Here is a 26,555-nt window from a genome sequence, read left to right as displayed (position 1 = left end):
CGGCCCCGTTGCACCGGCGTCGAGGACGCCGGGGGGTGTTACGGGTTGTTGATGACGAACTGGGAGCCGGGCTCGACCAGGATGTTGCCCTGGGCCGAGTTGGTGATCGTCACGTTGGACAGGGTGGCGCTGCCGCGAGCGCCGCCCATCGCCAGGATGCCGGAGCCGTTGTTCGACTTGTCGATGCGCACGTTGGTGATCTTGACGTTCGGCACTTCACCGCCACCCGTCTTGAACTGGATGCCGTCGTAGGTCGAGTCGATGATGTCGGTGTCCTGGATGGTGACCCCGGGTATCGGCTGACCCTGCGCGAACAGGGTGATCGCCCCGAACTCCTGGTCCTCGTTCCAGAACGCGCCACCGGTCCGGTAGAGGGCGTTGTTGGAGATGAGGGTCTGCCCGGAGAAGGGCAGCGGGTCGTGGTCGGTCGCCAGCATGATGCCGGGGTAGTTCATGGTGTCGGCGATGATGTTGTTCTCGATCTTGTTGCCGAAACCGCCGTAGATCGCGATGCCGTTGGCGCGCCACGGCAGCTGGATCGTGTTGTTGCGGAAGTTGTTGTTGGAGCCGACGTCCACCGAGGTGTCCTTGACGTACTTGCTCGCCCAGACGGCCAGCGCGTCGTCACCGTTGTTCCGGAAGGACGAGTTGTACACGGTGGAGTTGCGGGTGCCGTTGGCGAAGTTGATGCCGTCGGCGTAGGTGTTGCGGACGCGCATGCCGTTGAACTCCACGCCGTCACCGGGTCCCCACAGCTCGGGGATGTTGGTGTAGTCGCGGCCGGCCCAGACGCCGACGTTGGCGTGCTCGATCCAGACGTTGCTGATCTTCGTGCCCTTGCCGAAGCGGCCGTTGAGGCCGACGCCGCCCTCTTCCTGGGCGTTGTTGCCCCGGATCGTGCCCGAACCGAAGATGGCGATGTCGGAGATCTGGGTGTTGTGGTCGATGTCGAAGCCGAAGTTGCCCTCGTGCGGGTGGTTGATACCGCCCGCCTGGTGCGGCGGGGTGAGGGTGTAGAGCTGGGAGTGCCACATACCGGCGCCGCGGATCGTCACGTCACGGATGCCGACCGTGTTGTAGATCCCCCGGTTCAGCGGGTCGTCGGTCAGGATCTTCTGCTCCTGGCGCCACTGGCCCGCCGGGATCCACACGCAGGAGATGTCGCCCTTCTGGTCGGCGGTCACCGCGCGCTGGATGGCGTCGGTGTCGTCGATTCCGTCGTTGGGCACCGCGCCGTAGTTGGTGATGGAGACGCAGCCGGCCGGCTGGGCGGTCGGCGGCGCCACCTGCTCGAGGTCGATCAGGTCGATGATGTAGAAGGACGCGTTGTCGCCCGCGTCCCGCTGCAGCCGGAACTTGGTGCCCGCCGGGTAGCTCTTGGCCAGCAGTGCGTGCGACTCGTCGAACAGTCGGCGCGCGTCGGCGCCCGGGGTGTTCGACAGGCCTTCCGGGTCGTCGGTCGTCCCGTAGAGCCAGCTGTGCTTCGACGAGAGGTCCAGCTTGCGGACGAAGACGTCGTTCGCGTAGAGGCTGATGGTGGCCTGGGCTCCGCCGCCGGACGGGGCGTCCGGGATGGAGTTGCGCACCACGATGGAGTTGGACGCGTTGGTCGAGGTGAACTCCACGAACTGCCCACTGGAGTTCAGCCGGACCGACTTGCGGCCGGAGGACTCGGTGGCGAAGTTGGTGTGCCCGAAGGTCCGCTTCTGGTCGGCGGTCAGCAGGGTGCCCTCGTAGCGGGCGTCCTCCGCCTCGTACTCGGTGTAGGGCACGGCGGCACCGCGGCCCACGACCAGCGAGCGGCTGAAGACGTTGTTGCCCTCGTTGGTCTCGGCGACCGTCGTGGTGGCGTCGGCCGTCGCGGTGAGGGTGACTCCTCCGCTCGCGGCTTTCCAGGTTCCGGAGAGGGGGACGGTGACCGACTGGCCGGCGGCTACCGCGGGGGTCGTCCCGTTCAGGGTGGTGGTACCCGCGGTCAGACGCGTGACGGTCCCGGCCGCGACTGTGCTGGTGCCCCGGTTGTTGACCGTGGCGGTGAAGGAGACGTCGGCGCCGACCGCCGGAGCGGCCGGGTTGGGAGTGATCGCGGTGACCGTGAGGTCGGGGCCGGGGGCCTGGCCGACGACCAGCTTGGAGGAGCCGGTCCGGCTGTTGTTGGTGTCGTCCTGCTCGACGACGGAACCCGCCGGGTCTACGACGGCGGACACGGTGTAGCTGCCCTCCGCCTTCTTGCCGACGGCGACCTTGACCGTGGTGGACGCGCCCGGCTGGAGCGCGCCGACCGGCGCGGTGCCGGCCACGGCGCCTTCGAGACTCACGTTGACCGACGTCGCGGGCGACGCGGCGGTACCGGCGTTGCGGACGGTGGCGCTGACCTCGACGGGGTCCGTCTCCGAGGGGGAGGCCGGAGTCCACACGAGGTCGGTCACCGTGAGGTCCGGGTTCGGGGCGGCGGTGCCCAGGACCTGGAACTCGGCGACCTGCGCGCCCGGAGCGCCGCTGTTGCTCGAGATCTTCAGCTGTACGTCGGCGTACCGGCCGGTGACCGGGATGGTGATGGTGTTCTCACCCGACGACGGACTGAAGCGGTAGTCGGCGCGGGCTTTGAGCGACGTGAATCCGGTGGCCGACTGCTCACGGCCCAGCACCTCGATGGCTTGGGTCCGCGGCCCCCACGCCTGGTCCGGGTTGAGCTTGACCTTGACAGCGTTGATCTCCGCGTTGGCACCGAGCTTCGCGGTCAGGGTGGCGGGGAGGGCGGAGGACTCCCAGTAGGTCGCGGTGCTGTCGTCGTTGGCGTTGGCCGCCACGTACGACTGCGTGAACGACGAGGCGTCGATCGGCTTGTTCCGCGCCAGGTTGGTGCCGGTGGGCGTGGGGTCGACCGGACCGCCGTCGTCAGCCTCGCCGTAGACCTCCAGTTCGGAGAGCTGGGCCGCGTTCCACTCGGAGTTGGCCGCCACCTGCACACGGACGTAGCGGGCCGTCGTCTCGGCTACGGGGATGCTGACGGTGTTCGCGTCCGAGGGATTGAAGGTGCGGGCGCCGGAGCCGGCGAGTGCGGCGAACGACGATCCGTCCGTGCTGCCCAGCACGCTCAGGGTCTGGACGCGGGAGCCCCAGGAGGCGGGCAGCTTGAGGGCGACCCGGTCGACCTCGGTGCTCGCTCCCAGGTCGACCTGCACCCACTGCGGGAACGCCCCGACCGGACCCTCCCAGTAGGAGGCCTGGCTTCCGTCCGTCACGTTGCCGGCGACGTAACTGCCGTTCGTGCCACCTGCTTTGGCGGGTTTGCCGAGAGCCAGGTTGGCGCCCTCGGCTGCGTGGGCGGGGGCGGGAAGGATCCCGACCCCTATCACCCCCGCCAGTACGGAACCGACGATCACTCGTCGTCTCTGATGTCTCGATCGCATGAAGTCCTCTTGATTCCTCACCAGAGCACCCGTCCGTGCTCGCCCTCCCGTCCCTGCGCGGTCAGCGTCGGGACGGGAGGGCGGACGTGGGGGGCGGATGCAGCGGGCGAACGTGACAGAGCACTCGCATGACACCTTCCACACGCATCTGGAGAATATCCGTGCGCTAGCAAGGCTTTTTGAGTAGCTCAGTCAATCTTTTGCGATGGCCAGGTGACAGGTTTCCGCCAGGTGACCACTTTGTCAACGGGGCGGACACAACAGCCTGTTGGGAGCGCCCACCGTCGGCAGATCCACGACGTGGTGCGGGAGTTGCCTACGTCTGCGGCCGAGCCGCGGCCGGGGTCGGGGCGACGTCGTGGCGACGGACGTGCCGCCCTTCGGGGGGCGGGTGTCACCGGTCGAGGCGGGCCGGAACGCGCGGATTTCGGTGCACCCCATCCGTACGTCCCGCTGAGTCCACCCCGTGGCCCCCCTCACCGAGGGGTATCGCACGAGAGGGCGGCGGATGTCCCGGCCGGCCCTCGTACCGACGGCCGGCCGATCAGCGCATCCCGCCATCGCGACGCCAACGCGGTCGCAAGGCCCGCCCGCCAAGTCGCACGGCGCTGCACGACCCGCGCCGCAGACTGCTCACTCCCGCCCGCTCAGATCCGTCCGAACGCCAAACAGGGCCAGACCGGACGGTCTGGCCCTGGCGGGCGTCGACTACGCAGCCGAACCCCGCGTGGGACGAGGGCCGGGCCGCTGGCAGGCGAGGATCAGATACTGCGAGGCGGCGCGGTCGAACCGCGCACTACGAGTTCCGGCTCGAAGAGCAATTCACCGGGCTGCGCCTGGGCCCCCTGGATCTGCGCGCACAGGAGTTCCACCGCTGCGCGCCCCATGGCCTCGATGGGTTGCCGCACGGTCGACAACGGCGGCTCGGTGCAGTTCATGAAGGCCGAGTCGTCGAACCCGAGCACGGACACGTCCCCGGGGACGGCGAGTCCACGGCGTCGGGCAGCTCTGGTGGCACCCAGCGCCAACGGGTCACTCGCGCAGATGATCCCCGTCACCCCCCGGTCCCACAGCCGGCCCGCAGCCGCCTGTCCCCCCTCGAGCGAGAACATCGAGCGCTCCACGAACTCTTCGGGCAACGTCATTCCCGCCGCTGCCGCGGCCGTGTGCGCCGCGGCCAGTTTCCGGCGCGAGGGAATGTGGTCCCCGGGCCCCAGGATCAGGCCGATACGTACATGCCCCAAGGAGGAAAGGTGCCGCCACGCCTGCTCCACGGCTGCTATGTCGTCGCAGGAGACGCAAGGAAAGTCGAGCTCGTCGACAGGCGCGTTGATGAGCACGACGGGGATGTTGCGTTTGGCCAGCTGCCGATAGTGCTCGTGCGGGGCGTCGGCCTGGGCGAAGAGACCGCCGGCGAAGATCACGCCCGACACTTGTTGTTGCAGGAGCAAGTCGACGTAGTCGGCTTCCGAAACGCCGCCCTTGGTCTGGGTGCAGAGCACCGGCGTGAGCCCCTGCTGAGCCAGGGAACCACCGATGACCTCGGCGAAAGCGGGAAAGATGGGGTTCTGCAGCTCCGGCAGCACCAGCCCGACCAACCTGGCCCGCTCGCCGCGCAGCTGTGTCGGGCGCTCATAGCCGAGGACGTCCAGCGCGCTCAGCACGGACTGGCGGGTGGTCGCCGAGACCCCGGGCTTGCCGTTGAGAACTCGGCTTACGGTGGCCTCGCTCACTCCCACTTTTTTCGCTACCAAAGCAAGTCTTCGCGTCACCTTCGCAACACTAACGCAAGGCGAGTCGGAAAGTTACACGTTTCTTGCTGTGACTTCGTCGTTCTAGTACATCAGGCCATGCACACCCTTTCCTCGGAACGCAGGCCGCGCAACGCCCGACAACGGGAGAATCAGCCTGTCGAAGTCGACGGACTGCCGACGATCTCGGCCTACAGTGCGGACAGCCCGTCCCTGTTCGTTGGCAACGGGCTCTACCAGGATGGCGTGGCCGTCGCCGATCCAGGCGTCCAGGAGTTCCCGGAGTCGGTCGCGGATGCGGCGGCTGGGGCTGGGGCCGGGGCTGCCGACGCCTACATCGCCGCTTCCAGCGCCCGAACCAACACCCATCCACCTTGACCCACGACATCTTGACCAACGACATAGGGGCACCCCCGTTCATGCTCCGCTCGTGGGTCGCCCTCGGGTAAGGCCAGGCAGTCACCCCACACCCCTCCATCCTCATGGCGGGGACGGCAGCGGCGCGGACGGTCCGACGCCGCAACGCTGTCCCAGCCCCCGCGTTCCGATGTTTGCTCAACACCTTGACGCCGCAACACCGACTCAGTAAGAGAGTGGGGCACCGCATCGGACGCTGGTGCTACCGCGGGGGGGGTAACGGGGTGTTTGACCTCACGATCGCGACACTCGGCACAATAGGCGTATTGGTCGGCATAATCGCCGGAATCATCACCATTATTCTGGAGGCGCGGCGGATCCATTGGCCGGCCTGGATCTCGGGCAAGAAATGGTGGAAGGCGATCATGGTCTTCGTGGTGGTGGGCGCGGTCGCCACGGGGCTCACGATCAGCGGGTATCTGCTGGCCCAACGGACGACCGTGACAGAGGAGTTGGGTGGCGTAGACCTGAGCGGCTACTGCACCTCGTACGGATTCAAGGGGACCCAGGGGATGGGCTGCCAATCCCTGATCGACCTGGGGGATGCCTGCGACGAACGGTTCGACAGGGACGGCGACACGATGAAGTTCACCGAACCCGACGACCCGAACACCGGCGTGTGCGTCACGGCTTCCGGGCGTAATACGGAGAAAGGCGTCGACAACCTGCCACAGTACTGCCGCGACAAGTACAAGCAGACTCACAACGTCATAGCCCTCTCCAGTCCGCCGCACAAGTGGATATGCCGTACTGCTGTCGATCCGACACTGGTATGCAGCTGGCACTACCAGTCCCGCGATGCGGTGGGGCGGAAGGACGACGTCGACGAGCAGTGGAAGTGCTATGAGGAGAAGCGGCTCTGAGCCGCGGGACCCGGGTTGGCCCGGGGAACCCAGGGGGATCACACCGGCCCGGACGGCGAACCCTGATCTGCGCGAGGTCAGTGTCGAGGCGTCCGAAGTGGCTACGGATTCTTCTCGATCTCGTAGCCGTACGGCTTGTCGACGTTCGTGCTGAAGAAGAGCACCTGGGGCGGACCGTCCTCGGCGACCATGAGGGTGGCGATCTCCTCATCGGTCGGGAACGAGCCGCCGGCGTCGATCATCAGTTCCAGGCTGTCCTCGTAGACGTCCTGCTGCTGCCAGGTTCCCGAACCCGAGACTCTGGTCGCACCGTTCCGTGGCTCGCTCCAGGTAAAGTTGACGGATTTGGCGGGAATCCCCTTCATACTGAACCGGCCATCCGCGTGGAACTCGACCCGGCCGCCGCCGCTCCCGGTCCAGACGCCCGGCAGCCCGTCGGTGTCCACGGCCGTGGTGCCGGCAGTGGAACACCCGCTCAGGGCCACCGCCAGCCCCAGGGCCAGGGACATGACGGCGCATCGCCCTCTTCCCACCGACATACTCCCCGTCCCCTACTTGTAGATGGTCTCTTGCCAGCGGATCTCGACCCGGTAGCCGGCGAAGAATCCTCCCGTGTGTTGGGGACCTCCGCAAGGTCAGTTCCTGGGCGCGGCACGGCAAGGTCTGCGGGATCCGGAGAAGGCTTGCCATCGGGATCGGTACGGAGGTGACGGTCTCCACGGCTGGACTGATGAGGGTGCGGACTCCTCTCGGGGGCGGGTACGTGGGTACGTGGCCGTTCAGGTGCGGTGCGGGCGCCGACATGAGCCCGGAGCGCCCCCTCGTCAGGCTATTCGGGGAACGGGCCGCGTACCGAGACTCCGCCGTCCAGCACGATCTGCTGGCCGGTGACGTAGCCCGACTCGTCCGAGGCCAGATAGACGGCCGCAGCGGCCATCTCCTCCGACGTACCGAAGCGTCCTGTGGGGATTTCCGGGACCCATGCGCCGGAGGGGTCGGCGTTGCCGACGGCAGTGCCGATCGCCCCACCCGCGACGATGTTCATCCGGATGCCGTCGGCCGCGTACTCGGCCGCGACGGTGCGCGCCAGGCTGTGGAGGCCGGCCTTCGCCGCGCCGTAGCCGGCCTGCTTCGGTGCGGCCATGAATCCGGTCACCGAGCCGATGCTGACGATGTTCCCGCCGGTGCCTTGTTCCAGGTACAGCCGCAGTACGCGCCGTACCGCGCGAGCTACGTAGCGCAGATTCAGGTCGTAGACGGTGTCCCAGTCCTCATCGGTCATCTCGTGCAGCTTGACCGCGGGTACGAAGGCCACTTGCCCGCCGACCACGGTGACCAGGACGTCCAGCCCACCGAGCTGTTCGGCTGCACCGACGATCACGGCTTCAAGCTGTTCGAGGGAGCGGACGTCGCCGCTCAGCGCATGGGCGGTGTGTCCGGCTGCCCGCAGCTCGTCCGCCGCCTCGGTCGCCCGTCCGGCGTCCACATCGACCACTGCCACCGCGGCCCCGGCGGCCGCACAAGCACGGACTACGGCCCGGCCGATCCCTGCCCCGCCGCCACCGATGACGAGAATGCGCTTGCCGTCGAGTCTGCTGGTCCCGGCCATGAACTCTCCACTCCTGTCAGGTCGCCAAAGGTTGGCCTCGGTGCCCATGGTCCGAGCGAAACGGATCCTAGGAGCGGCGGGACGCCGGGCGCAGCAGAACCCCGGAACGGCTCCGGCAGACCGACCGGACGGATGATCTTCACCGTGGACATCGGCCGACGACCAGCGCGAGTATTCCCAACCCGGCGCACACCGGATCCGTGACCAGCCAATTCACGATACACATTCCTCAATGTGTCCTGGGCGACCGGATCGAGGCGCACTTCGGACCACTGCGACAGTTCACCCTCGCCAACTCCCACCACCCCAACCTCGACGTCCAGACAGGGGAGTTGCATCGACACCTGCGCTGGCGCAGGCAGAACGCGAGGCACCCGCCACCCTGGCCGCCCAACGGCGCGAACGTGCCCGAGTCCGCAGCGAGAAGGGCTTCCGCTGGGGGTCGGGTCGGCCACTCAAGACTGCGGCCTGACGCCGCACCCTCAGCTGAGGATCTCGGCCGCTTTGGTCATCGGCCCGCCTGCGTCACCGGTGTTCATCGTTCCCGCTGGTTCGAGCAACAGGATCGCGGTCTCCTCATCAGCCACGGTGCGGTGTTCGACCCCGCGGGGAACGACGAACAGCTCGCCGGGTTCCAACACCACCTCGCCGCCTCGGAGCTGTACGGTGAGCCGCCCGCTGATGACCAGGAGCAGTTCATCGGTGTCCTCGTGGGTGTGCCAGACGAACTCCCCCTTCAGTTTGGCCAGCTTGACCTCGTAATCGTTGAGCACCGCCACCTTCTTCTGCGACCACAGCTCGTTGAACTGTGCGAGCTTGTCAGCGAGGTTGACGGGAACAGCTGGCGTGGGCATACGGCATCCTTCCTCGGGGCCGGGTACGGGGAGCGGCCTCTCTGGCCCTCCGGCCGGTGCTACGAGCCTGCCGCGCTCGGGCTCCGCCCGTCTTGTACGTTCCTGGCATGGCCCCTGAACGCCCCCGCACCTCCATCAGCGCCTGGCGGCCGCCGGTCCCCGGGATCGCCGAGGTCTTCCACGCCCACTTCACCGACCACGCATACCCGGCCCACACCCACGACACGTGGGACCTGATGATCCTCGACGACGGCTCCGTGGACTTCGCCCTCGACCGTCGCCGCCACGCGGCGACCGGCAGCACCAGCGTCCTCCTGCTTCCTCCCGGCGTCCCCCACGACGGACGGACCGTCACCGCGTCCGGGTTCCGCAAGCGCAACCTCTACCTTGACGACTCCGTACTCCCCCAGCATCTGGCCGGCCGGGCGGCGGGCACCCCGGTCCTCAGCGATGAGCTGCTGCGCGGTCGGATCGACCAGCTGCACAACGCTCTCGTCCATCCCGGAGACGAGTTCGAAGCCGAGTCCCGCCTCTCGTTCATCCAAGAACGGCTCCACTTCCACCTCGTGGCGCTCCAGCCCCGCACACCGGGGCGGGAGACAAACCGGCTCGCCGCCCAGCTGCGGGAATTACTGGACTCACGGACCCACGCCGGTCTTTCCCTGCACGAGGCCGCGGCCACCCTGCATGCCCACCCCACCCACCTGATCCGCTGCTTCAAGCAGACATACGGCCTGCCGCCGCACGCCTACCTCACAGGCAAGCGCATCGAACACGCTCGTCGTCTCCTCCTGGACGGCCACCGGCCTATCGAGGTCGCCACAACCGTCGGATTGCACGACCAGGCCCACCTCAACCGACACTTCACCCGCCACGTGGGCACCACTCCCGCGCGCTACCAGAGCACTCGCACCGGCGCCTACCCAACTGCCTTCTGAGCCCCGCATCGAATGCACACCTCCAAACGCCCCAATAGCCGCCTTCAAGGATTCACCGGACAACCTCTGGCTCGGGCTGGGCATGCATCGCCATCCCCCCTGTTCAAGCCCGCGGTTGACCATGACCGATTCTCCCTGCGGACCGCGGTCCGAACACTGGGGTTGCCACCCGGGTCCCACCGGGCGCAGTCACCAGCAAGCCCTTCCTCGTACCGAAATCAATTGATTCAAACGCCGCACGTCATCTAACGTTTTGATACGGAACATTCTGCATAGGGAACACATGATGACGCGGTCTCGTATGAAGGAGTTCCATGGGGCTTCGGTCGCTGCCGGTTCGCAGCATGCAGGTGCCCCGCGTCCTTGCTGCGGTCGGCGTCGCGGGTCAGGTATGCGCGCCGACGGAGCCTACGCGCGCGGCCGCCGTGAGTGCCTCGGTCCTTCTCCCCATCAGCAGTGACGAACTCGTCCGGCTCACGGGTGGACTTCTGCTCCCGGTTCGCCCATGACGAAGCGGTCCGTCGGCTCAGGGACAGATCTGTCCGGGCAGGTGGCTCTGGTCACGGGCGGCTCGACCGGGCTCGGCCGGGCCATCGCGCTGGGCCTGACGTCCGCCGGATGCACGACGGTGGTGGCCGGCAGACGGCCAGAGGTGTGCCGTGAGGCGGCGGCCGATATCGCTGCCCGGACGGGCGGTGCTGCCGTCGGCCTGGCCTGCGACGTGACCGAGGAGGACGAGGTCCACCATCTCGTCGAGGAGATCGTCGCCGAGTACGGCCGGGTGGACGTGCTGGTGACCAGCGCCGGGATCCAGGCCCGAGGCGAGCTCGGAGCGCTCGACGCTGCCACGTTGCGTCGCTGCCTGGATGTCAATGTCGTCGGAACCTTCCTCGCCTGCCAGGCGGTCGTGCCGGTGATGCGCAGCGCCGGGTACGGCCGCATCGTCACCTTGGCCAGTGCTCTCGGGCTCGTCGGCGCCGCAGGTCGGGCAGGCTACGCGGCAAGCAAGGGCGCCGTCGTGCAACTCACCCGCAGCCTCGGTGTCGAACTCGCCGGCACCGGCATCTGTGTCAACGCGCTGGCTCCGGGTCCCTTTCGCACACCATTGAACGACGGCATCGATGACGACCCGCGGGTACGGGACTTCCTCCATCACCAAGTACCCATGGGGCGCTGGGCAGACCCCGAGGAACTGGTCGGCGCGGCAGTCCTGCTGGCCGGCCCGGCGGCCTCCTACCTGACGGGTGCCGTACTTCCGGTCGACGGAGGCTGGACCGCCCACTGACAGCGACGGTCCGGCCCTGGCTGTCAGCGAACCCTGTCCTCAGCCGCCATCGCCCGCGCAAGACCCACGGGTACCGCACTCCGGCAGAGATCTACGCTGACCTTCTGAACAGCGGTGATGCGCTGGCCTTGAGCTCGTCTTCGTTCAACGACAGGCGGGGACAACGCTGAAGCGCTCGACAGAGTGCCGCTGAGATTGTTTGTGTCAGGGTCCGGCTGGTTCGGTTGGCACCAAAGACCAACCGAATCGCTCTCACGCGCCTGCCCGCGGGAGTGCCGCTGTGTTCAGGAGCGCTCAGGCTCCACGGCGAGCCACAGTTCGGCGTCGGCCTCGGCCTTCTCCGACGAGGGGCCGATGCGCAGGATCTCGGGGCCGGTGCGGGTGCGATACGGGTTCGACGGGAACCACTCGGTGAACACGTCGCGCCACAGTTCCTGGATGGCCCGCGGTACCGGTCCGGAGGTGGTGAAGACGGCCCAGGTGCCGGCCGGGACGGCCAACGTGGTCGTGCCCTCGAGAGCGGCCTCGGAGGTGATCACGCCGTGGTAGTAGTCGAGGACAGTGCCTTCGGCACGGCTGGGGTCCACGCCGTCGCAGACCGCTACGATGCCGTGCGGCTCCTGGTCCGACAGCTTCTCCAGGCACTCCAGAGTCCGCGGATCGATCCCACGGACAAAGTCCATGATCGCCTGGTTCGGACCAGCATGCACCAGCGGTACCTGGGTCTTGAGTCCGACGACGGTGAAGTCCGGCTTGTCCACCACGCGGTAGCGCATACGGCTGCTCCCCTCGATGGTGAGGCGGAAGGACATCCGGGACTGAGAAGTGAGTGCGGCGCCGGTACGCCGGGCCTCGCCCGGTCCGACGCCGTGCATGGCACGGAACGCCCGCGCGAACGCCTCGCCGGAGCCATAGCCATAACGCACGGCGATCTCCAGCAGCGTGTCGTGCCCCGCGAGTACTTCGGCGCCGGCGAGGGTGAGGCGGCGGCGTCGGATGTACTCCGGCAGCGGCATGCCCGCGAGCGCGGAGAACATCCGGCGCAGGTGGTGCTCAGAGGTGGCCGCCCTACGTGCCAACTCGGCTACGTCGATGGTCTGGTCCAGCCGACGCTCGATGTGCTCCATGGCCTGGTTCAGCCGCTCCAACATGCCCGTTCCCCTCCCCCTCTTTCACCACTGCCTTGCCCGGTGATGGTTGCGATGCGCATCTATCCGGCGCTGGGGCCGGTGCCGTCTCCGTCCGGACCGGGGGTGTGCTGTCCCAGACCTCGGCGGATCGCGATCTCCACGGGTGAGTATGCGCCGTCAGCCCGTTCCAGTTCGTACGGCGCGGCCGGCATCAGCGGCGGCTGGGCCATGAAGCGCGGCCGCACTCCATGGTGCGGTTGCGCCGCGTGTACCAGGAACGGGTGGCACAGGAAGACGTCGCCCGGGGACCCGGTAGCGAGGGCGAGTGGCCGGTGGTCGGACGCCGTCACCAGATCGGGGGCGAGGGTCAGCCCGCTCGCCCCCTCCTCCCCGTACACCTCCAGCACCTTCGGCACGTCGAGGTGTGAGCCGACCCGGATCCGGGTCGGGGCGTCCTGTTCACCGACCTCGGTGAACAGGAACAGCATCAGCAGCGCCCGGCCCTGGGAACGCAGATTCGTGAAGTACCAGCTCTCACCTTCCGGCAAATAGCTCCCCTCGATGTGCCAGCCCGCGTCGCCCGGCTCCTCCTCGTGCGGGAAGCGCAGCGGAAACGTGCCCAGTGAGTAGCGCGGCTCCCAGCGCCCCTCGCCGGCGAGCAGGTCGTAGGCGCGGTGCAGAGCCGGGGAGTTGGGTGCGGCTGCGAACGGCCCCTGCCCCATGCCGGGCACCCAGTGCACGGGCTGCGTCCACGTCGCCGGATCGTCCGGGTCGCAGCCCGTCTCCCGCCACAGCAGCCGCGTGCAGTCCGCGGCCACGCGCGGCGCGACAGCGCCCTCCAACTTCACAAAGCCGTCGCGGAGAAAACGGGATACCAACGTCGTGTCATCCATGCCCCCATCGTGCGGCGGCCTCGACCCCGATCACCCGACATCTTCCGCACCGCCTTTGTCGGGTGATCACTCCCCTGCGGCTGTGCGGCGCTCGCCGACTGGCCGTCGCCAGGGGCTCGCGGCTGTCGCCCCGGGGTGTTGTTGCAGCATGGCTTCGGCCTCTGGTGGAGGGGGGATGCCGGACTGTCCCAGGACAGCAAGAACCGGGCACGTGATTCGGTGATCAGAAGCGGAACATCTCGGTGAACCGGTGGAGAAGGGCAGGGTCGCCTTCCAGGAGCACGCTGGCGTCAGCGACTGCTTCGTCGGCGGTCGTGCTGCCGCTCATCAGGGTGCGGGCCGGGTGGCCGGACACGCGCTCGACGACGTCCAGTGGCTCATGAGCAGCGGCCTCCTGGATGACCTCTACCTGCAGATCGCCCCCGTCATCGCCGGCACCGGCCGCACCCTCGCCGACGGCGAACAGATCCCCATGAACCTCTTCGACGCGCGCGCCTTCGACAACGGCGTCATCGAAGCTCACTACACCCCCCAACCCCGCTGACCTGCAAACCGATCCGCCCATCTGCTCCCGCACAAGAGTCAGGCATGCAGCTTCCCGCGACAGGCGACAGGCGAAGAATGACCCCTCCCATTACAGCGGTGGGACCGCACAGCGGTGGGACCGCGCCACGAGGCCCTCCCCGGCAACCGCCACAAAAGGCCAGGTCAGACGCATCCAAGGTGCGCCGACACGCTGCGACAGCGAGTCAGTACCGCACGGCAATCCGCCGCAAAATGCGCGTTTCCCCAGGTCAGAAACGATTCTGCCTGGGGATCCTGGTGGGGCGGGTGGGACTCGAACCCACGGCCGACGGATTATGAGTCCGCTGCTCTAACCGGCTGAGCTACCGCCCCGTCACGGCGTGGCGCGTACAAGTGTGCGCACCGTCTGCCGCAGCATAGCCGGTCATACGATCTCTCGCTTCGGATGGCCGACTTCACCTGATTTTGGGACGGCGCTGCGTGCTGCCCGGTTGCAGGGGAGGTCAAGGAGACCCGAAAGAGTCACTCCAGGGGCCCCTCGGGGGCCCCGGGAAGGCATCGGCCGGGCACGCGAAAGAGGACCCCGAAGGGTCCTCTTCCGTTCCGCTCCCCCGACTGGACTCGAACCAGTAACCCTCCGGTTAACAGCCGAATGCTCTGCCAATTGAGCTACAGGGGATCGCGCTCCCCCGACTGGACTCGAACCAGTAACCTGCCGGTTAACAGCCGGCTGCTCTGCCAATTGAGCTACAGGGGATTGCTGCGTCGCTGCGAAATCTTACCTGCCTGGCGGCTGCCGGGCGGCGCGCGTTCGCTGCGACACATACATTAGCGCAAGCAGGGGGGTGCTCCGCCAATCGGTATCGTCCGGGGTGATCTCGGGTGGTCGTGGGTAGGCGGGCTGCACACGTCGCACGAAGCGTAGGAAGGGTGGCAGCCATGCGGTACCGGCTCACGTTCATCGCCGGAGTGGCCCTCGGTTACGTGCTCGGCACGCGAGCCGGGCGCGAGCGTTACGAGCAGTTGAGGAAGTCGGCCAGGCGGTTCACGGAGAACCCCGCCGTGCGCAACGCCGCCGAGAGCGCCGCGCACAGCGGACGGGACTTCGCGGGCAAGGCGTATCACTCGGTCAGCGACAAGGTCGGGGACAAGGTGCCCGCATCCGTCGCCCAGCGGGTCCGGTCGCTGCGGGACCGCAGCAGCCAGAACGGCCTCGAGGACGACTGGGGGACCACCAATACCTAGGGTCCTGGGCCTCGTCGGGTCGGCGGCGGTTACGGGAAAGTCGCGGGGTGCGGCAGAATCTCCCCATGGGCATAGTCGCGGGGTTGGACAGTTCTTCCGCCTTCACTCACATCGTCGTCTGTGACACGGACTCGGGCGCCGTGCTCCGGGAGGGGTACGCCGCCCATCCGGTCGAGGCCAAGGCCACCGAGGTCGATCCGCAGGCCTGGCTGCTCTCGCTCGGCGAGGCGGCCTCCGGCGGGCTGCTCGAAGGCGTGCAGGCCATCGGGGTCTCCGCGCAGCAGCACGGGCTCGTCCCGCTGGACCAGCAGGGCAACCTCGTGCGCCCCGCCCTGCTCGGCAACGACCGGCGTACGCAGGTCGCCGCGGCCGATCTCGTCGACGCGCTGGGCGGGCGGGGGGCCTGGGCGGAAGCCGTCGGGGCCGTGCCGGGGGCCGCGCAGCCGGTAGCGAAGCTGCGCTGGCTGGCGCGGACCGAGCCGGAGAACGCCCAGCGGGTGGCCGCCGTGCTCCAGCCGCACGACTGGCTCGTGTGGCAGCTGCTGGGCCGGCCCGCCCGGCGGACCACGGACCGGGGCGCGGCCTCGGGCACCGGCTACTGGTCGGCCGGGTCCGGCGCCTACCGGCCCGATCTGGTCGAGCTGGCCCTCGGCCACTCCGCCGGGCTGCCCGAGGTGCTCGGCCCCGCCGACTCCGCCGGGATGACCCCGGAAGGGCTGCTGATCTCCGCGGGCACCGGCGAGACCATGGCCGCGGCCTTCGGGCTCGGGGTCGCGGTGGGCGACGCGGTGGTGTCGCTGGGGGCCTCCGGGTCCGTGATGGCGGTGCACCACGAAGCGCTCGCCGACCCGAACGGGATGATCAGCTCGTTCGCCGACGCCACCGGGATGCACCTGCCGGTGGTGCACCTCTCCAATGCCGTGCGTGCGCTGCGCGGGACCGCCGAGATGCTGGACGTGGAGGGGCTGGAGGAACTGTCCGCGCTGGCGCTGAAGTCGACGCCGGGGGCCTCCGGGCTGGTGCTGCTACCGTACCTGGAGGGTGAGCGCACCCCGCAGCTGCCGCACACCGCGGGCACGCTGAGCGGGCTGCGGCGCGAGTCGATGAAGCCGGAGCATCTGGCGCGGGCCGCGTTCGAGGGGATGCTGTGCTCGCTGGCCGACGCCCTCGACGTACTGCGAGGGCGGGGGGTGGAGGTGCGGCGGGTCTTCCTGCTCGGCGCCGCCGCCGAGCTGCCCGCCGTGCAGGCCCTGGCTCCGGCGGTGTTCGGCACCCAGGTCGTGGTGCCGCAGCCCGCCCAGTACGCGGCGATCGGTGCGGCCCGGCAGGCGGCGTGGGCGCTCGGCGTCTCGCAGGGCTCCCTCGATCCGCGCACTCCCCCGGCCTGGCAGGGTGCGGCGGCCCAGGTGCTGGAGCCCGGTGACGAGCTGGCGGTCGGCGGCGCGGTGCGTCAGCAGTACGCGGCGACCCGGGACCAGATCCACCCCGGGGCCTTCGGCGGCGCGCACCCGGCGTAGGCGGCCCGGACCCGTACGCCTCGCACCCGGTACGCGACCGGGGCGGGCCCGTTCGGTACGCGCCCACACCCGGCGAAGGCCGGCCGGGACCCGTACGTGCCCACACCCGGCGTAGGCGGGCCCGGACCCGTACGCCTCGCACCCGGTGCAAAACCGGGGCAGGCCCGTCCGGCGCGCGCCCGGAGTGCGTCCGTGGTTCCGTGCGCGGAGCGTCCCTCCGCGCGCTCCAGGTTTGACCTGGGCTTGGCGAAAAGGGTTCGCCTCGGAGTACGGCGTACGCGAAACTGGGGCGGCCTCTGCAATCCGCCGATTCCGAGAGACCCGCGTGCTCATAAAACTCCTGCGGGCCCATCTGGGCCCGTACAAGAAACCCATCGTGCTGCTGGTGTTCCTCCAGCTGCTCCAGACCTGCGCCACGCTGTATCTGCCCAGTCTGAACGCCGACATCATCGACAACGGTGTCGTCACGGGCGACACCGGCTACATCCTGGAGTTCGGCGGTCTGATGATCGCCGTCAGCGTCGTTCAGGTGCTCTGCAACGTGGGGGCCGTGTACTACGGGGCGCGGACCGCCTCCGCCCTCGGGCGCGATGTGCGGGCCGCCGTCTTCGACCGGGTGCAGTCCTTCTCGGCGCGTGAGCTCGGGCGCTTCGGGGCGCCCTCGCTGATCACCCGGACCACCAACGACGTCCAGCAGATCCAGATGCTGGTGCTGATGGCGTTCACCCTGATGGTCTCGGCCCCGATCATGTGCGTCGGCGGCATCATCATGGCGCTCGGGCAGGACGTGCCGCTCTCCGCGGTGCTGCTGGCGGTCGTGCCGGTGCTCGGCGTCTCGGTCGGTCTGATCGTGAAGAGGATGCGGCCGCTGTTCCGCACCATGCAGGAGCGGCTGGACGGGGTGAACCGGGTGCTGCGCGAGCAGATCACCGGCAACCGGGTCATCCGCGCCTTCGTCCGCGACGGGTACGAGGAGAAGCGGTTCCGGGGCGCCAACACCGAGCTGACCGATGTGTCGGTGGCGACCGGGCGGCTGATGGCGCTGATGTTCCCGACCGTGATGACGGTGGTCAACCTGTCGTCGGTCGCGGTGGTGTGGTTCGGCGCGCACCGCATCGACAGCGGCGGGATGCAGATCGGCGCGCTGACGGCGTTCCTCGCCTATCTGATGCAGATCGTGATGGCCGTGATGATGGCCACGTTCATGTTCATGATGGTGCCGCGCGCCGAGGTGTGCGCCGAGCGCGTCGAGGAGGTCCTCGGGACCGAGTCGAGTGTGGTGCCGCCCGTCGCTCCGGTGACCGAGCTGCGGCGGCACGGGCATCTGGAGGTGCGGGGCGCCGAGTTCCGCTATCCGGGCGCGGAGGAGCCGGTGCTGCGGGCCGTGGAGCTGGTGGCCCGGCCCGGGGAGACGACCGCGGTCATCGGGTCGACGGGCAGCGGGAAGTCCACGCTGCTCGGGCTCGTACCCCGGCTGTTCGATGTGACGGACGGCGAGGTGCTGGTCGACGGCGAGGACGTGCGGACGCTCGATCCGGTGCTGCTGGCGAGGACGGTGTCCCTGGTGCCGCAGAAGCCGTACCTCTTCTCGGGGACGGTCGCGACGAACCTGCGGTACGGGAATCCGGACGCCACCGACGAGGAGCTGTGGCACGCGCTGGAGGTGGCGCAGGCCAAGGAGTTCGTCGAGGCGCTGGAGCACGGACTCGACGCGCCGATCGCGCAGGGCGGCACCAACGTGTCCGGCGGTCAGCGGCAGCGGCTCGCCATCGCCCGGACGCTGGTGCAGCGCCCGGAGATCTATCTGTTCGACGACTCGTTCTCCGCGCTGGACTACGCGACCGACGCCGCGCTGCGGGCGGCGCTGGGCCGGGAGACGGCCGGGGCGACCGTGGTGATCGTGGCGCAGCGGGTGTCCACCATCCGTGACGCGGACCGGATCCTGGTGCTGGACGAGGGCCGGGTCGTGGGGACCGGCACCCATCACGAGCTGATGGACGGCAACGAAACATACCGGGAGATCGTGCTCTCCCAGCTGACGGAAGCGGAGGCCGCGTAATGGCCGGTCCGGGCGGACGGATGATGGCCGGGGGTGCTCCCACCGACCGGTCGATGGACTTCAAGGGGTCGAGCAAGCGGCTGCTGAGGCGGTTCGGCCGGGAGAAGTCCTCGCTGTGGCTGATGCTGGCCGCCGTGACGGTGAGCGTCGCGCTGTCGGTGGCCGGTCCGAAGATCCTCGGGAAGGCGACCGACCTGATCTTCGCCGGTGTGGTCGGGCGCGGAATGCCCGAGGGCACGACGAAGGCTCAGGCGATCGAGGGGCTGCGGGAGAAGGGCAGCGGCTCCATGGCCGACATGCTCTCGGGGGTGGACTTCACCCCGGGCGAGGGCATCGACTTCGGGGCGGTGGGGAACGTCCTGCTGGTGGCCCTGGTGATCTATGTCGGGGCCGGGCTGCTGATGCTGGTCTCCACGCGGCTGTCGATCCGGGTGATCAACCGGATCGTGTTCCAGCTGCGCGAGGACCTCCAGACGAAGCTGGCGCGGCTGCCGCTGTCGTACTTCGACCGGGCCAAGCGCGGTGAGGTGCTGAGCCGGGCGACGAACGACATCGACAACATCTCGCAGACGCTCCAGCAGACGATGGGGCAGCTCATCAACTCCCTGCTGACGATCGTCGGCGTGCTGGTCATGATGTTCTGGATCTCGCCGCTGCTGGCCCTGGTCGCGCTGGTGACGGTCCCGTTGTCGGTGGTCGTGGCGACCCAGGTCGGCAAGCGGTCGCAGCCGCAGTTCGTGCAGCAGTGGCGGGTGACGGGGACGCTCAACGCCCACATCGAGGAGATGTACACCGGGCACACCCTGGTGAAGGTCTTCGGCCGGCAGGAGGAGTCCGCGCGGGACTTCGCCGAGCAGAACGACGCGCTGTACGAGGCGGGGTTCAAGGCCCAGTTCGCCAGCGGGCTCATGCAGCCGCTGATGTTCTTCATCTCGAACATCAACTATGTGCTGGTCGCGGTGGTCGGCGGGCTCCGGGTCGCCTCGGGCACGCTGTCGATCGGTGACGTACAGGCGTTCATCCAGTACTCGCGGCAGTTCTCGATGCCGCTGACGCAGGTCGCGTCGATGGCCAACCTGGTGCAGTCCGGCATCGCTTCGGCGGAGCGGGTCTTCGAGCTGCTGGACGCCGAGGAGCAGGACGCGGATCCGGAGCACGGCGAGCGCCCGGAGCGTCTCGAGGGCCGGGTCTCGCTGGAGAAGGTGGCCTTCCGCTACGACCCGGAGAAGCCGCTGATCGAGGATCTGTCGCTGAGTGTGGAGCCGGGGCAGACGGTCGCGATCGTCGGTCCGACCGGGGCCGGCAAGACGACGCTGGTCAACCTGCTGATGCGGTTCTACGAGGTGACCGGCGGGCGGATCGCGCTCGACGGGGTCGACGTGGCGAAGATGTCCCGGGACGAACTGCGGTCCTCCATCGGCATGGTGCTCCAGGACACCTGGCTGTTCGGCGGGACGATCGCGGAGAACATCGCGTACGGCGCTTCGCGCGAGGTCACCCGGGAGGAGATCGAGGAGGCGGCCCGGGCGGCGCACGCGGACCGGTTCGTCCGGACGCTGCCCGACGGGTACGACTCGGTGATCGACGACGACGGCTCCGGGGTCAGCGCGGGCGAGAAGCAGCTGATCACCATCGCGCGGGCGTTCCTGTCCGACCCGGTGATCCTGGTCCTCGACGAGGCGACCAGCTCGGTGGACACCCGGACCGAGGTGCTGATCCAGAAGGCGATGGCGCGCCTGGCCCACGGGCGTACGTCGTTCGTGATCGCGCACCGGCTCTCCACGATCCGGGACGCGGACGTGATCCTGGTGATGGAGAACGGGTCGATCGTCGAACAGGGCACGCACGAAGGGCTGTTGGCGGCCAAGGGTGCGTACGCACGGCTGTACGCGGCCCAGTTCGCCCAGGCGCTGGCCGAGGTGGACTGAGGCGTCGGCCCGGTGGATCAGTCGAGGTAGCCGCGGAGTTGGTCGGCGAAGGCGTGGTCCCGCAGCCGCTTGAGGGTCTTGGACTCGATCTGGCGGATGCGTTCGCGCGTCACGCCGAAGATCCGGCCGATCTCCTCCAGGGTGCGGGGCCGCCCGTCCTCCAGGCCGTACCGCAGCTGGACGACCTTGCGTTCGCGTTCGCCGAGGGTGGAGAGAACCGCCTCCAGGTGTTCGCGCAGCAGGAGGAAGGCGGCGGACTCGACGGGTGAGGCGGCGTCGCCGTCCTCGATGAGGTCGCCGAAGGAGACGTCGTCCTCCTCGCCGACGGGGGCGTGCAGGGAGACGGGCTCCTGGGCCAGGCGGAGGACTTCGGTGACCCGCTCGGGCGTCAGGTCGAGCTCGCGGGCGACGTCCTCGGCCCCGGGCTCGACGCCGTGTTCCTGGAGCATCCGGCGCTGGACCCGCACCACGCGGTTGATCAGTTCCACGACGTGGACCGGGACGCGGATGGTGCGGGCCTGGTCGGCCAGCGCGCGGGACATGGCCTGACGGATCCACCAGGTGGCGTACGTGGAGAACTTGTAGCCCCGGGCGTAGTCGAACTTCTCCACGGCCCGGATCAGCCCGAGGTTCCCCTCCTGGACCAGGTCGAGCATGGTCAGCCCGCGGCCGACATAGCGCTTGGCGACGGAGACGACGAGGCGGAGGTTGGCCTCGATGAGGCGGCGTTTGGCCGTGCGGCCCATCACGACCAGCCGGTCCAGGTCCCCGGCGAGGCGGGAGTCGAGGTCCGGGGTGCCCGCGAGGCGTTCCTCGGCGAACAGCCCGGCCTCGACGCGGCGGGCGAGTTCGACCTCCTCGGCGGCGGTGAGCAGCGGGATGCGGCCGATCTCGCGCAGATACTGCCGGAACAGGTCGGAGGTGGGGCCGCCGGAGTCCGCCCGGTTCCGCGGCTCCGGGGGGTCGGGGAGGTGCGTCGCTTCCACCATGACTGCCTCGGGTGCGTATCCGGGCGGTCCGGCTGTGGTCTCCGGGTGGTGCAGGGACCTGTTCTGCGCCGGGATGGCCGCCATGGTCTCGGTCGTGGTCGTCACGGTCCGGGTCTGCACGGGGGCGACCTCCAGGTGATCGCTGCCGGATGACGGGGGGTGGAGGTCTGTCCGGCCCCGAGGTGCTCTCCTGCGGGCCGGTGTGCTCCGATGACTCAGACATTCCCCAGTGTGGGGTACGACACACGGCTGTCACGAGGGGCGTGCGGGGACTTTCTGGTTCCGATCCGTCACCGGACGGTTACCCGCGTCGGCCGCGAGTCGGCTCCGACGGACCCCTCAGAGGGCGGCGGCGCCGTGGGCGCGCAGGGACTGGGCGTACTGCTGGAGCACCCAGACCTCGTTCTGCGCGGCGGCCAGGTCCTGGGGCGCCACGTGGCTGCCGAGGCGGGCGAGGCTGCCCTGGACGTCGTCGATGCGGCGGTCCACGGCGCGCAGCCGGACCTGGACGAGCTGCATGCCGGCGTACGTCTCGTCGATGGTCTTGCCGATGAAGACCTCGACGGCGAGCTCGGTGACGAGGCTGCGGACGGTGTTGTCGGGGGCGGCGTCCATGACGGCGACCAGATACTCGCGGTTGTCGGCGAGGCCCTGCTCGGCGCCGCCCGCCTGCTCGATGCACTGGCGCACGGCGGCGTAGGGCGGGGCGGTGAACTCGTCCACGCCGTAGGCGTCGAAGGCCGGGGAGACCAGGGCGGGCTTCTGGAGGGCGAGCTTGAGCAGTTCGCGTTCGGTGCGGTGTGCCGGGCTGCGGAGGTTGAGCGCGGGCCCGGAGAAGCCGGGGGCGGGGGCGGGCTGCCGCGGGGCTCCGCCGCGCGTTCCCTGGGGGCCGCCGCGCCGGCCGCCGCGCTCCCCTTGGTCGCCGCCCTTGTTCCGGGCCCAGTGGGCGAGCTGGGCGACGCGGTGGACGACGAACTCCTGGTCCAGGATGCCGACGAGGCCGGCGAGCTGGACGGCGACCTCGCGCTGCACGCTGCTCGTCTTGATCTTGGCGACGACGGCGGCGGCCTCGTCGAGGGCGGCGGCGCGGCCGGCCGGGGTCTCCAGGTCGTACCGGCCGACGATCTGGCGCAGGGCGAACTCGAAGAGCGGGGTGCGCGGCTCGACCAGGTCGCGTACGGAGTCGTCGCCCCCCGCGAGCCGCAGGTCGCAGGGGTCCATGCCGTCCGGGGCGATGGCGATGTACGTCTCGGCGGCGAACTTCTGGTCGTCCTCGAAGGCGCGCAGGGCGGCTTTCTGTCCTGCCGAGTCGCCGTCGAAGGTGAAGATGACGCGGGCGCTGCCGTTGTCCATGAGGAGGCGGCGCAGGATCTTGATGTGGTCGTTGCCGAAGGCGGTGCCGCAGGTGGCGATGGCGGTGGTGACCCCGGCGAGGTGGCAGGCCATGACGTCGGTGTAGCCCTCGACGACGACCGCGCGGCTGGCCTTGGCGATGTCCTTCTTCGCCAGGTCGATGCCGTACAGCACCTGGGACTTCTTGTAGATCGGGGTCTCGGGGGTGTTGAGGTACTTCGGGCCGTTGTCGTCGTCGCGCAGCTTGCGGGCGCCGAAGCCGACGATCTCCCCGGCGGTGTCGCTGATGGGCCACATCAGCCGGCCGCGGAAGCGGTCGATGGGGCCGCGGCGGCCGTCCTGGGAGAGGCCGGAGGTGATCAGTTCCTTGTCGCTGAAGCCCTTGCCGCGCAGATAGCGGGTGAGGTGGTCCCAGCCCGCCGGGCTGTAGCCGACGCGGAAGTGGGCGGCGGCGTCCTGGTCGAAGCCGCGCTCGGCGAGGAACTTGCGGCCGATCTCGGCCTCGGGGCTCTCCAGCGCACGCACGTAGAACTCGGCGGCGGCCTGGTGTGCCTCGACCAGCCGGATGCGTTCGCCGCGCTGGTGGGAGGGGTTGTAGCCGCCCTCCTCGTAGCGCAGGGTGATGCCCGCCTTGGCGGCGAGGCGCTCGACCGTCTCCGAGAAGGAGAGGTGGTCGATCTTCATCACGAAGGCGATCGTGTCGCCGCCCTCCTGGCAGCCGAAGCAGTGGAACAGGCCCTTGCCGGGGCTGACCTGGAAGGAGGGGGACTTCTCGTCGTGGAAGGGGCAGAGACCCTTGAGGTTTCCGCCGCCCGCGTTGCGCAGCTGGAGGTATTCGGACACGACGGAGTCGATCGGGACCGCGTCCCGTACCGCCTTCACGTCGTCGTCGTTGATCCTGCCAGCCACGGGTGAAGTCTACGGGTGGACGCCGACAGTCGGACGCGCGGCAGGAGCCTCGACGGGGAGCGGGCGCTGCCGCCCGCACCCCGTCGGGAGGCCTCAGAGCAGGGACTCCAGCGGGACCGACGGGTCGGCGAGGGCTTCCGGGTCGTGCTGCCGGCGGGCCCGGATCAGCTCCTGGATCGTTTCGGTGACATCCCACACGTTGACGTTCATCCCGGCGAGGACGCGGTGGTCCTTCAGCCAGAACGCGATGAACTCCCGCTTCCCGGCGTCGCCCCGGATGATCACCTCGTCGTAGGAGCCGGGCGGGGCCCAGCCGGAGTATTCGAGGCCGAGGTCGTACTGGTCGGAGAAGAAGTACGGGACGCGGTCGTAACTCACGTCCTGGCCGAGCATGGCGCGGGCGGCGGCCGGTCCGCCGTTCAGGGCGTTCGCCCAGTGCTCGACGCGCAGCCGGGCGCCGAGCAGCGGGTGGGCGGCGGCGGCGACGTCCCCGGCGGCGTAGATGTGCGGGTCGGAGGTGCGCAGGGAGGCGTCCACGGCGATGCCGCCGCCGTGGGCGCGGTCGGCCATTTCAAGGCCCGCGGCCTCGGCGAGGGCGGAGCGCGGGGCGGCGCCGATCGCGGCGAGCACGTCGTGGGCGGGGTGCTCCTCGCCGTCGTCGGTGCGGGCGGCGAGCACCATGCCGTCCTGGCCGGTGATCTCGGTGAGGCGGGCCCCGAAGTGGAAGCGGACGCCGTGCGCGCGGTGCAGCTCGGTGAAGATCTGGCCCAGCTCGGGGCCGATGACCTGGTGCAGCGGGGTGGGCTCGGCCTCGACGACGGTGACCTCGGCCCCGTAGCCGCGGGCGGCGGCGGCGACCTCCAGGCCGATCCAGCCGGCTCCGGCGATGACCAGGTGGCCGTTGTCGCGGCCGAGGGCGGCGAGCACGTTGCGCAGCCGGTCGGCGTGGGCGAGGCGGCGCAGGTGGTGGACGCCGGCCAGGTCGGTGCCGGGGACGTCCAGGCGGCGCGGTTCGGAGCCGGTGGCCAGGAGCAGCTTGTCGTAGTGGATGACGGTGTTGTCGCCGAGCTGCACGGTCTTCGCGTACCGGTCGAGCACGGTGACCGGCTGGCCGAGGTGCAGTTCGATGTCGGCGCCCGCGTACCAGGCGCGTTCGTGGGTGAAGACGCTGTCGCGTTCGGCCTTGCCGTCCAGGTAGCCCTTGGAGAGCGGCGGTCGTTCGTAGGGGTGGTCGCGCTCGTCGCCGATGAGGATCACCCGGCCGGTGAACCCTTCGGCGCGCAGCGTTTCGGCCGCCTTCGCCCCTGCGAGTCCTGCTCCGACGATGACGAACGTCTGGTGTGCGTCGACCACTTGATGCCTCCTCAGTGCTGTGCTGCGCGGCGCCCCCAGCTGCGAGCGTCCCGCACGCAGCGTGATGGCGAAAGAGGGTGTGTCCCGGACAGGTCACACCCAGTGGTCAGATGTCCGGTCCCTTCCAGTCTGCCGGTCACCCGCGGCGGGCGGTGAGCGCGGCGTGCAGGGATCGTGCGGAGGCGTCGGTGAGGGCGGCGATCTGGTCGACGAGGACCCGCTTGCGGGCGCGGTCGTCGGGCGCCTGGTCGAACAGGGCGCGGAAGTGCGGTTCCAGGCCTTCGGGGGCGCGGGCGGTGAGGGCTGCGGCCAGCTCGGCGATCACGACGCGCTGGTCGGCGCGGATGGCCTCCTGCTCGGCGCGCTGCATGACGTAACGGTCGGCGACCGCCTTGAGCACCGCGCACTCGTGGCGCACCGCGCGCGGGACGACCAGCTCGGCGCCGTACCGGCCGAGGCGGCCGGGGCCGTACACCGCGCGGGTGGCGGTCTCGGCCTCCGTGCAGAAGCGGCCGATGAGCTGGCTGGTGGCGTCCTTCAGGCGGGCCTGGGCCACGGCGGAGCCGTCGTAGCCGTGCGGCCACCAGTCCTGGTCGATCAGCCGGTCCAGGGCCTCGGACAGCTCCTGCGGGTCGGTGCCGGCGGGGACGTAGCGGCCGATGGCGACCGCCCAGATCTCCTCGCGCTCCGGCTCGGCGTAGAGGCAGTTGGGGTCGATGTGCCCGGCGTGCAGCCCGTCCTCGAAGTCGTGGACGCTGTACGCCACGTCGTCGGACCAGTCCATGACCTGGGCCTCGAAGCAGGTGCGGTCCTCGGGGGCGCCCTCGCGGGCCCACGCGAAGACCGGGACGTCGTCGGCGTACACCCCGAACTTGGCGGATTGGGGGTCGGTGGGGTGCGCGCCGCGCGGCCAGGGGTACTTGGTGGCGGCGTCCAGGGCGGCCCGGGTGAGGTTGAGGCCGACGCTGACCAGGTCTCCGGTGCGCGGGTCGCGGACGAAGCGCTTGGGTTCCAGGCGGGTCAGCAGGCGCAGCGACTGGGCGTTGCCCTCGAAGCCGCCGCAGTCGGAGGCGAAGTCGTCGAGCGCCTGTTCGCCGTTGTGGCCGAACGGCGGGTGGCCCAGGTCGTGGGCGAGGCACGCCGTCTCGACCAGGTCGGGGTCGCAGCCGAGGACCGCGCCCAGCTCGCGGCCGACCTGGGCGCACTCCAGGGAGTGGGTGAGCCGGGTGCGGGGGCTGGCGTCCCAGACGAGGGAGCGGGTGCCGGGCGTCACGACCTGGGTCTTCCCGGCGAGCCGGCGCAGGGCGGCGGAGTGCAGGACCCGGGCGCGGTCGCGCTGGAAGGCGGTGCGGCCGGGGCGCTTGTCCTCCTCGGTGTCGAAGCGCTCGGTGTCGGCGGGCCCGTAGGGGCTGCTCGCCCCCCGTCCGCTCGGTGCGCTCTGTGCGCCGTGGGTCCGGTCTGCTCCGTGTGCGCCCTGTGTGCCGTCCATGGTTCCGACAGTAGCGACCGGGACGGACAACGTGG

20 protein-coding genes, 3 tRNA genes and 1 pseudogene are annotated in these 26,555 nt (G+C 69.5%); 9 read left to right on the top strand and 15 right to left on the bottom strand.

Features of this window, described 5'->3' with window-relative positions:
- Positions 1 to 38: 38 nt before the first annotated feature.
- From AC3CH1_RS26005 to AC3CH1_RS25995, 3 genes are all read right to left on the bottom strand, one after another.
- The gene (locus AC3CH1_RS26005; RefSeq protein ID WP_488465133.1) at positions 39 to 3,413 is read right to left on the bottom strand and encodes a CARDB domain-containing protein; all 3,375 of its coding nucleotides are present in this window, start codon (positions 3,411 to 3,413) and stop codon (positions 39 to 41) included.
- Positions 3,414 to 4,174: 761 nt separating this feature from the next.
- Positions 4,175 to 5,185 (bottom strand): LacI family DNA-binding transcriptional regulator, encoded by a 1,011-nt coding sequence (locus AC3CH1_RS26000; RefSeq protein ID WP_488465132.1) that lies wholly within the window; start codon positions 5,183 to 5,185, stop codon positions 4,175 to 4,177.
- 63 nt (positions 5,186 to 5,248) lie between these two features.
- Positions 5,249 to 5,533 (bottom strand): type I-E CRISPR-associated endoribonuclease Cas2, encoded by a 285-nt coding sequence (locus tag AC3CH1_RS25995; protein ID WP_488465131.1) that lies wholly within the window; start codon positions 5,531 to 5,533, stop codon positions 5,249 to 5,251.
- Positions 5,534 to 5,805: 272 nt separating this feature from the next.
- Here AC3CH1_RS25995 and AC3CH1_RS25990 point away from each other — a divergent pair, with 272 nt between their 5' ends.
- Entirely contained in the window at positions 5,806 to 6,444 is a 639-nt protein-coding gene (locus AC3CH1_RS25990) for a hypothetical protein (RefSeq protein WP_488465130.1), read from the top strand.
- Positions 6,445 to 6,545: 101 nt separating this feature from the next.
- Here the strand turns inward: AC3CH1_RS25990 and AC3CH1_RS25985 are convergent, their stop codons facing one another.
- Positions 6,546 to 6,953, bottom strand: a complete 408-nt coding sequence (locus AC3CH1_RS25985) for a hypothetical protein (protein WP_488465129.1) — start codon at positions 6,951 to 6,953, stop codon at positions 6,546 to 6,548.
- A gap of 320 nt (positions 6,954 to 7,273) precedes the next feature.
- On the bottom strand, positions 7,274 to 8,053 hold the full coding sequence (locus AC3CH1_RS25980; RefSeq protein ID WP_488465128.1) for an SDR family NAD(P)-dependent oxidoreductase: 780 nt from the start codon (positions 8,051 to 8,053) through the stop codon (positions 7,274 to 7,276).
- Between the two features lie 251 nt (positions 8,054 to 8,304).
- Here AC3CH1_RS25980 and AC3CH1_RS25975 point away from each other — a divergent pair.
- Positions 8,305 to 8,525: pseudogene (locus AC3CH1_RS25975) on the top strand (IS630 family transposase); the annotation flags it as partial.
- A gap of 10 nt (positions 8,526 to 8,535) precedes the next feature.
- Here AC3CH1_RS25975 and AC3CH1_RS25970 read toward each other — a convergent pair.
- A complete protein-coding gene (locus AC3CH1_RS25970) occupies positions 8,536 to 8,907 on the bottom strand; it encodes a cupin domain-containing protein (RefSeq protein ID WP_488465127.1) in 372 nt (123 codons plus the stop codon).
- 107 nt (positions 8,908 to 9,014) lie between these two features.
- On the opposite strand from AC3CH1_RS25970, the gene AC3CH1_RS25965 reads away from it, so the two are divergent.
- Both AC3CH1_RS25965 and AC3CH1_RS25960 read left to right on the top strand, forming a co-directional pair.
- Positions 9,015 to 9,845, top strand: a complete 831-nt coding sequence (locus AC3CH1_RS25965; RefSeq protein ID WP_488465126.1) for a helix-turn-helix transcriptional regulator — start codon at positions 9,015 to 9,017, stop codon at positions 9,843 to 9,845.
- A gap of 550 nt (positions 9,846 to 10,395) precedes the next feature.
- Positions 10,396 to 11,130, top strand: coding sequence for an SDR family NAD(P)-dependent oxidoreductase (locus AC3CH1_RS25960; protein ID WP_488465125.1), 735 nt, complete (start codon positions 10,396 to 10,398; stop codon positions 11,128 to 11,130).
- Between the two features lie 284 nt (positions 11,131 to 11,414).
- On the opposite strand, the gene AC3CH1_RS25955 is transcribed toward AC3CH1_RS25960, so the two are convergent.
- Together AC3CH1_RS25955 and AC3CH1_RS25950 are read right to left on the bottom strand one after the other, a co-directional pair.
- Complete coding sequence (locus AC3CH1_RS25955; RefSeq protein ID WP_488465124.1) at positions 11,415 to 12,281, bottom strand: AraC family transcriptional regulator; 867 nt, start codon at positions 12,279 to 12,281, stop codon at positions 11,415 to 11,417.
- A 59-nt stretch (positions 12,282 to 12,340) separates the two neighbouring features.
- Entirely contained in the window at positions 12,341 to 13,153 is an 813-nt protein-coding gene (locus AC3CH1_RS25950) for a phytanoyl-CoA dioxygenase family protein (protein WP_488465123.1), read from the bottom strand.
- A 250-nt stretch (positions 13,154 to 13,403) separates the two neighbouring features.
- On the opposite strand from AC3CH1_RS25950, the gene AC3CH1_RS25945 reads away from it, so the two are divergent.
- Positions 13,404 to 13,697, top strand: a complete 294-nt coding sequence (locus AC3CH1_RS25945) for a hypothetical protein (RefSeq protein ID WP_488465122.1) — start codon at positions 13,404 to 13,406, stop codon at positions 13,695 to 13,697.
- Between the two features lie 276 nt (positions 13,698 to 13,973).
- On the opposite strand, the gene AC3CH1_RS25940 is transcribed toward AC3CH1_RS25945, so the two are convergent.
- The 3 genes from AC3CH1_RS25940 to AC3CH1_RS25930 form a co-directional block, all read right to left on the bottom strand.
- Positions 13,974 to 14,050, bottom strand: a tRNA-Ile gene (locus AC3CH1_RS25940).
- A gap of 234 nt (positions 14,051 to 14,284) precedes the next feature.
- Positions 14,285 to 14,357 (bottom strand) — tRNA-Asn (locus AC3CH1_RS25935).
- Between the two features lie 5 nt (positions 14,358 to 14,362).
- A tRNA-Asn gene (locus AC3CH1_RS25930) sits at positions 14,363 to 14,435 on the bottom strand.
- A gap of 182 nt (positions 14,436 to 14,617) precedes the next feature.
- Between AC3CH1_RS25930 and AC3CH1_RS25925 the strand changes: the two genes are divergently transcribed.
- The 4 genes from AC3CH1_RS25925 (at position 14,618) to AC3CH1_RS25910 (ending at position 20,427) form a co-directional block, all read left to right on the top strand.
- Positions 14,618 to 14,923: a YtxH domain-containing protein gene (locus AC3CH1_RS25925; protein ID WP_488465121.1), complete on the top strand. Its 306-nt coding sequence runs from the start codon at positions 14,618 to 14,620 to the stop codon at positions 14,921 to 14,923.
- Positions 14,924 to 14,988: 65 nt separating this feature from the next.
- Positions 14,989 to 16,440 (top strand): FGGY family carbohydrate kinase, encoded by a 1,452-nt coding sequence (locus AC3CH1_RS25920; protein WP_488465120.1) that lies wholly within the window; start codon positions 14,989 to 14,991, stop codon positions 16,438 to 16,440.
- A 325-nt stretch (positions 16,441 to 16,765) separates the two neighbouring features.
- Complete coding sequence (locus AC3CH1_RS25915; RefSeq protein ID WP_488465119.1) at positions 16,766 to 18,499, top strand: ABC transporter ATP-binding protein; 1,734 nt, start codon at positions 16,766 to 16,768, stop codon at positions 18,497 to 18,499.
- The gene (locus AC3CH1_RS25910) at positions 18,499 to 20,427 is read left to right on the top strand and encodes an ABC transporter ATP-binding protein (RefSeq protein ID WP_488465118.1); all 1,929 of its coding nucleotides are present in this window, start codon (positions 18,499 to 18,501) and stop codon (positions 20,425 to 20,427) included. The genes AC3CH1_RS25915 and AC3CH1_RS25910 overlap by 1 nt, the downstream gene beginning before the upstream one ends.
- A 17-nt stretch (positions 20,428 to 20,444) precedes the next feature.
- Here the strand turns inward: AC3CH1_RS25910 and AC3CH1_RS25905 are convergent, their stop codons facing one another.
- From AC3CH1_RS25905 to AC3CH1_RS25890, 4 genes are all read right to left on the bottom strand, one after another.
- The gene (locus AC3CH1_RS25905; RefSeq protein ID WP_488465117.1) at positions 20,445 to 21,536 is read right to left on the bottom strand and encodes an RNA polymerase sigma factor; all 1,092 of its coding nucleotides are present in this window, start codon (positions 21,534 to 21,536) and stop codon (positions 20,445 to 20,447) included.
- Between the two features lie 219 nt (positions 21,537 to 21,755).
- The gene (gene dnaG, locus AC3CH1_RS25900; protein WP_488465116.1) at positions 21,756 to 23,678 is read right to left on the bottom strand and encodes a DNA primase; all 1,923 of its coding nucleotides are present in this window, start codon (positions 23,676 to 23,678) and stop codon (positions 21,756 to 21,758) included.
- 93 nt (positions 23,679 to 23,771) lie between these two features.
- A complete protein-coding gene (locus tag AC3CH1_RS25895; RefSeq protein ID WP_488465115.1) occupies positions 23,772 to 25,031 on the bottom strand; it encodes an NAD(P)/FAD-dependent oxidoreductase in 1,260 nt (419 codons plus the stop codon).
- A gap of 136 nt (positions 25,032 to 25,167) precedes the next feature.
- Positions 25,168 to 26,520 carry a deoxyguanosinetriphosphate triphosphohydrolase gene (locus AC3CH1_RS25890; protein WP_488465114.1) on the bottom strand — a complete coding sequence of 451 codons (1,353 nt, stop codon included), beginning with the start codon at positions 26,518 to 26,520 and terminating at the stop codon, positions 25,168 to 25,170.
- Positions 26,521 to 26,555 lie beyond the last annotated feature (35 nt).

The organism is Streptomyces sp. MGP-P1, assembly GCF_057766565.1.
The sequence above is the reverse complement of the archived record's forward strand: the minus strand, read 5'-3'. Positions and strand labels throughout refer to the sequence as shown.

Bases quoted from the DNA above. Each gene is read 5' to 3' on its own strand.
- AC3CH1_RS25925 (WP_488465121.1), top strand. From the start codon at position 14,618: ATGCGGTACCGGCTCACGTTCATCGCCGGAGTGGCCCTCGGTTACGTG.
- AC3CH1_RS25950 (WP_488465123.1), bottom strand. From the start codon at position 13,153: ATGGATGACACGACGTTGGTATCCCGTTTTCTCCGCGACGGCTTTGTG.
- AC3CH1_RS26005 (WP_488465133.1), bottom strand. From the start codon at position 3,413: ATGCGATCGAGACATCAGAGACGACGAGTGATCGTCGGTTCCGTACTG.
- AC3CH1_RS25965 (WP_488465126.1), top strand. From the start codon at position 9,015: ATGGCCCCTGAACGCCCCCGCACCTCCATCAGCGCCTGGCGGCCGCCG.
- AC3CH1_RS25955 (WP_488465124.1), bottom strand. From the start codon at position 12,281: ATGTTGGAGCGGCTGAACCAGGCCATGGAGCACATCGAGCGTCGGCTG.
- AC3CH1_RS25920 (WP_488465120.1), top strand. From the start codon at position 14,989: ATGGGCATAGTCGCGGGGTTGGACAGTTCTTCCGCCTTCACTCACATC.
- AC3CH1_RS25910 (WP_488465118.1), top strand. From the start codon at position 18,499: ATGGCCGGTCCGGGCGGACGGATGATGGCCGGGGGTGCTCCCACCGAC.
- AC3CH1_RS25980 (WP_488465128.1), bottom strand. From the start codon at position 8,053: ATGGCCGGGACCAGCAGACTCGACGGCAAGCGCATTCTCGTCATCGGT.
- AC3CH1_RS25890 (WP_488465114.1), bottom strand. From the start codon at position 26,520: ATGGACGGCACACAGGGCGCACACGGAGCAGACCGGACCCACGGCGCA.
- AC3CH1_RS25995 (WP_488465131.1), bottom strand. From the start codon at position 5,533: ATGGGTGTTGGTTCGGGCGCTGGAAGCGGCGATGTAGGCGTCGGCAGC.
- AC3CH1_RS25985 (WP_488465129.1), bottom strand. From the start codon at position 6,953: ATGTCCCTGGCCCTGGGGCTGGCGGTGGCCCTGAGCGGGTGTTCCACT.
- AC3CH1_RS25970 (WP_488465127.1), bottom strand. From the start codon at position 8,907: ATGCCCACGCCAGCTGTTCCCGTCAACCTCGCTGACAAGCTCGCACAG.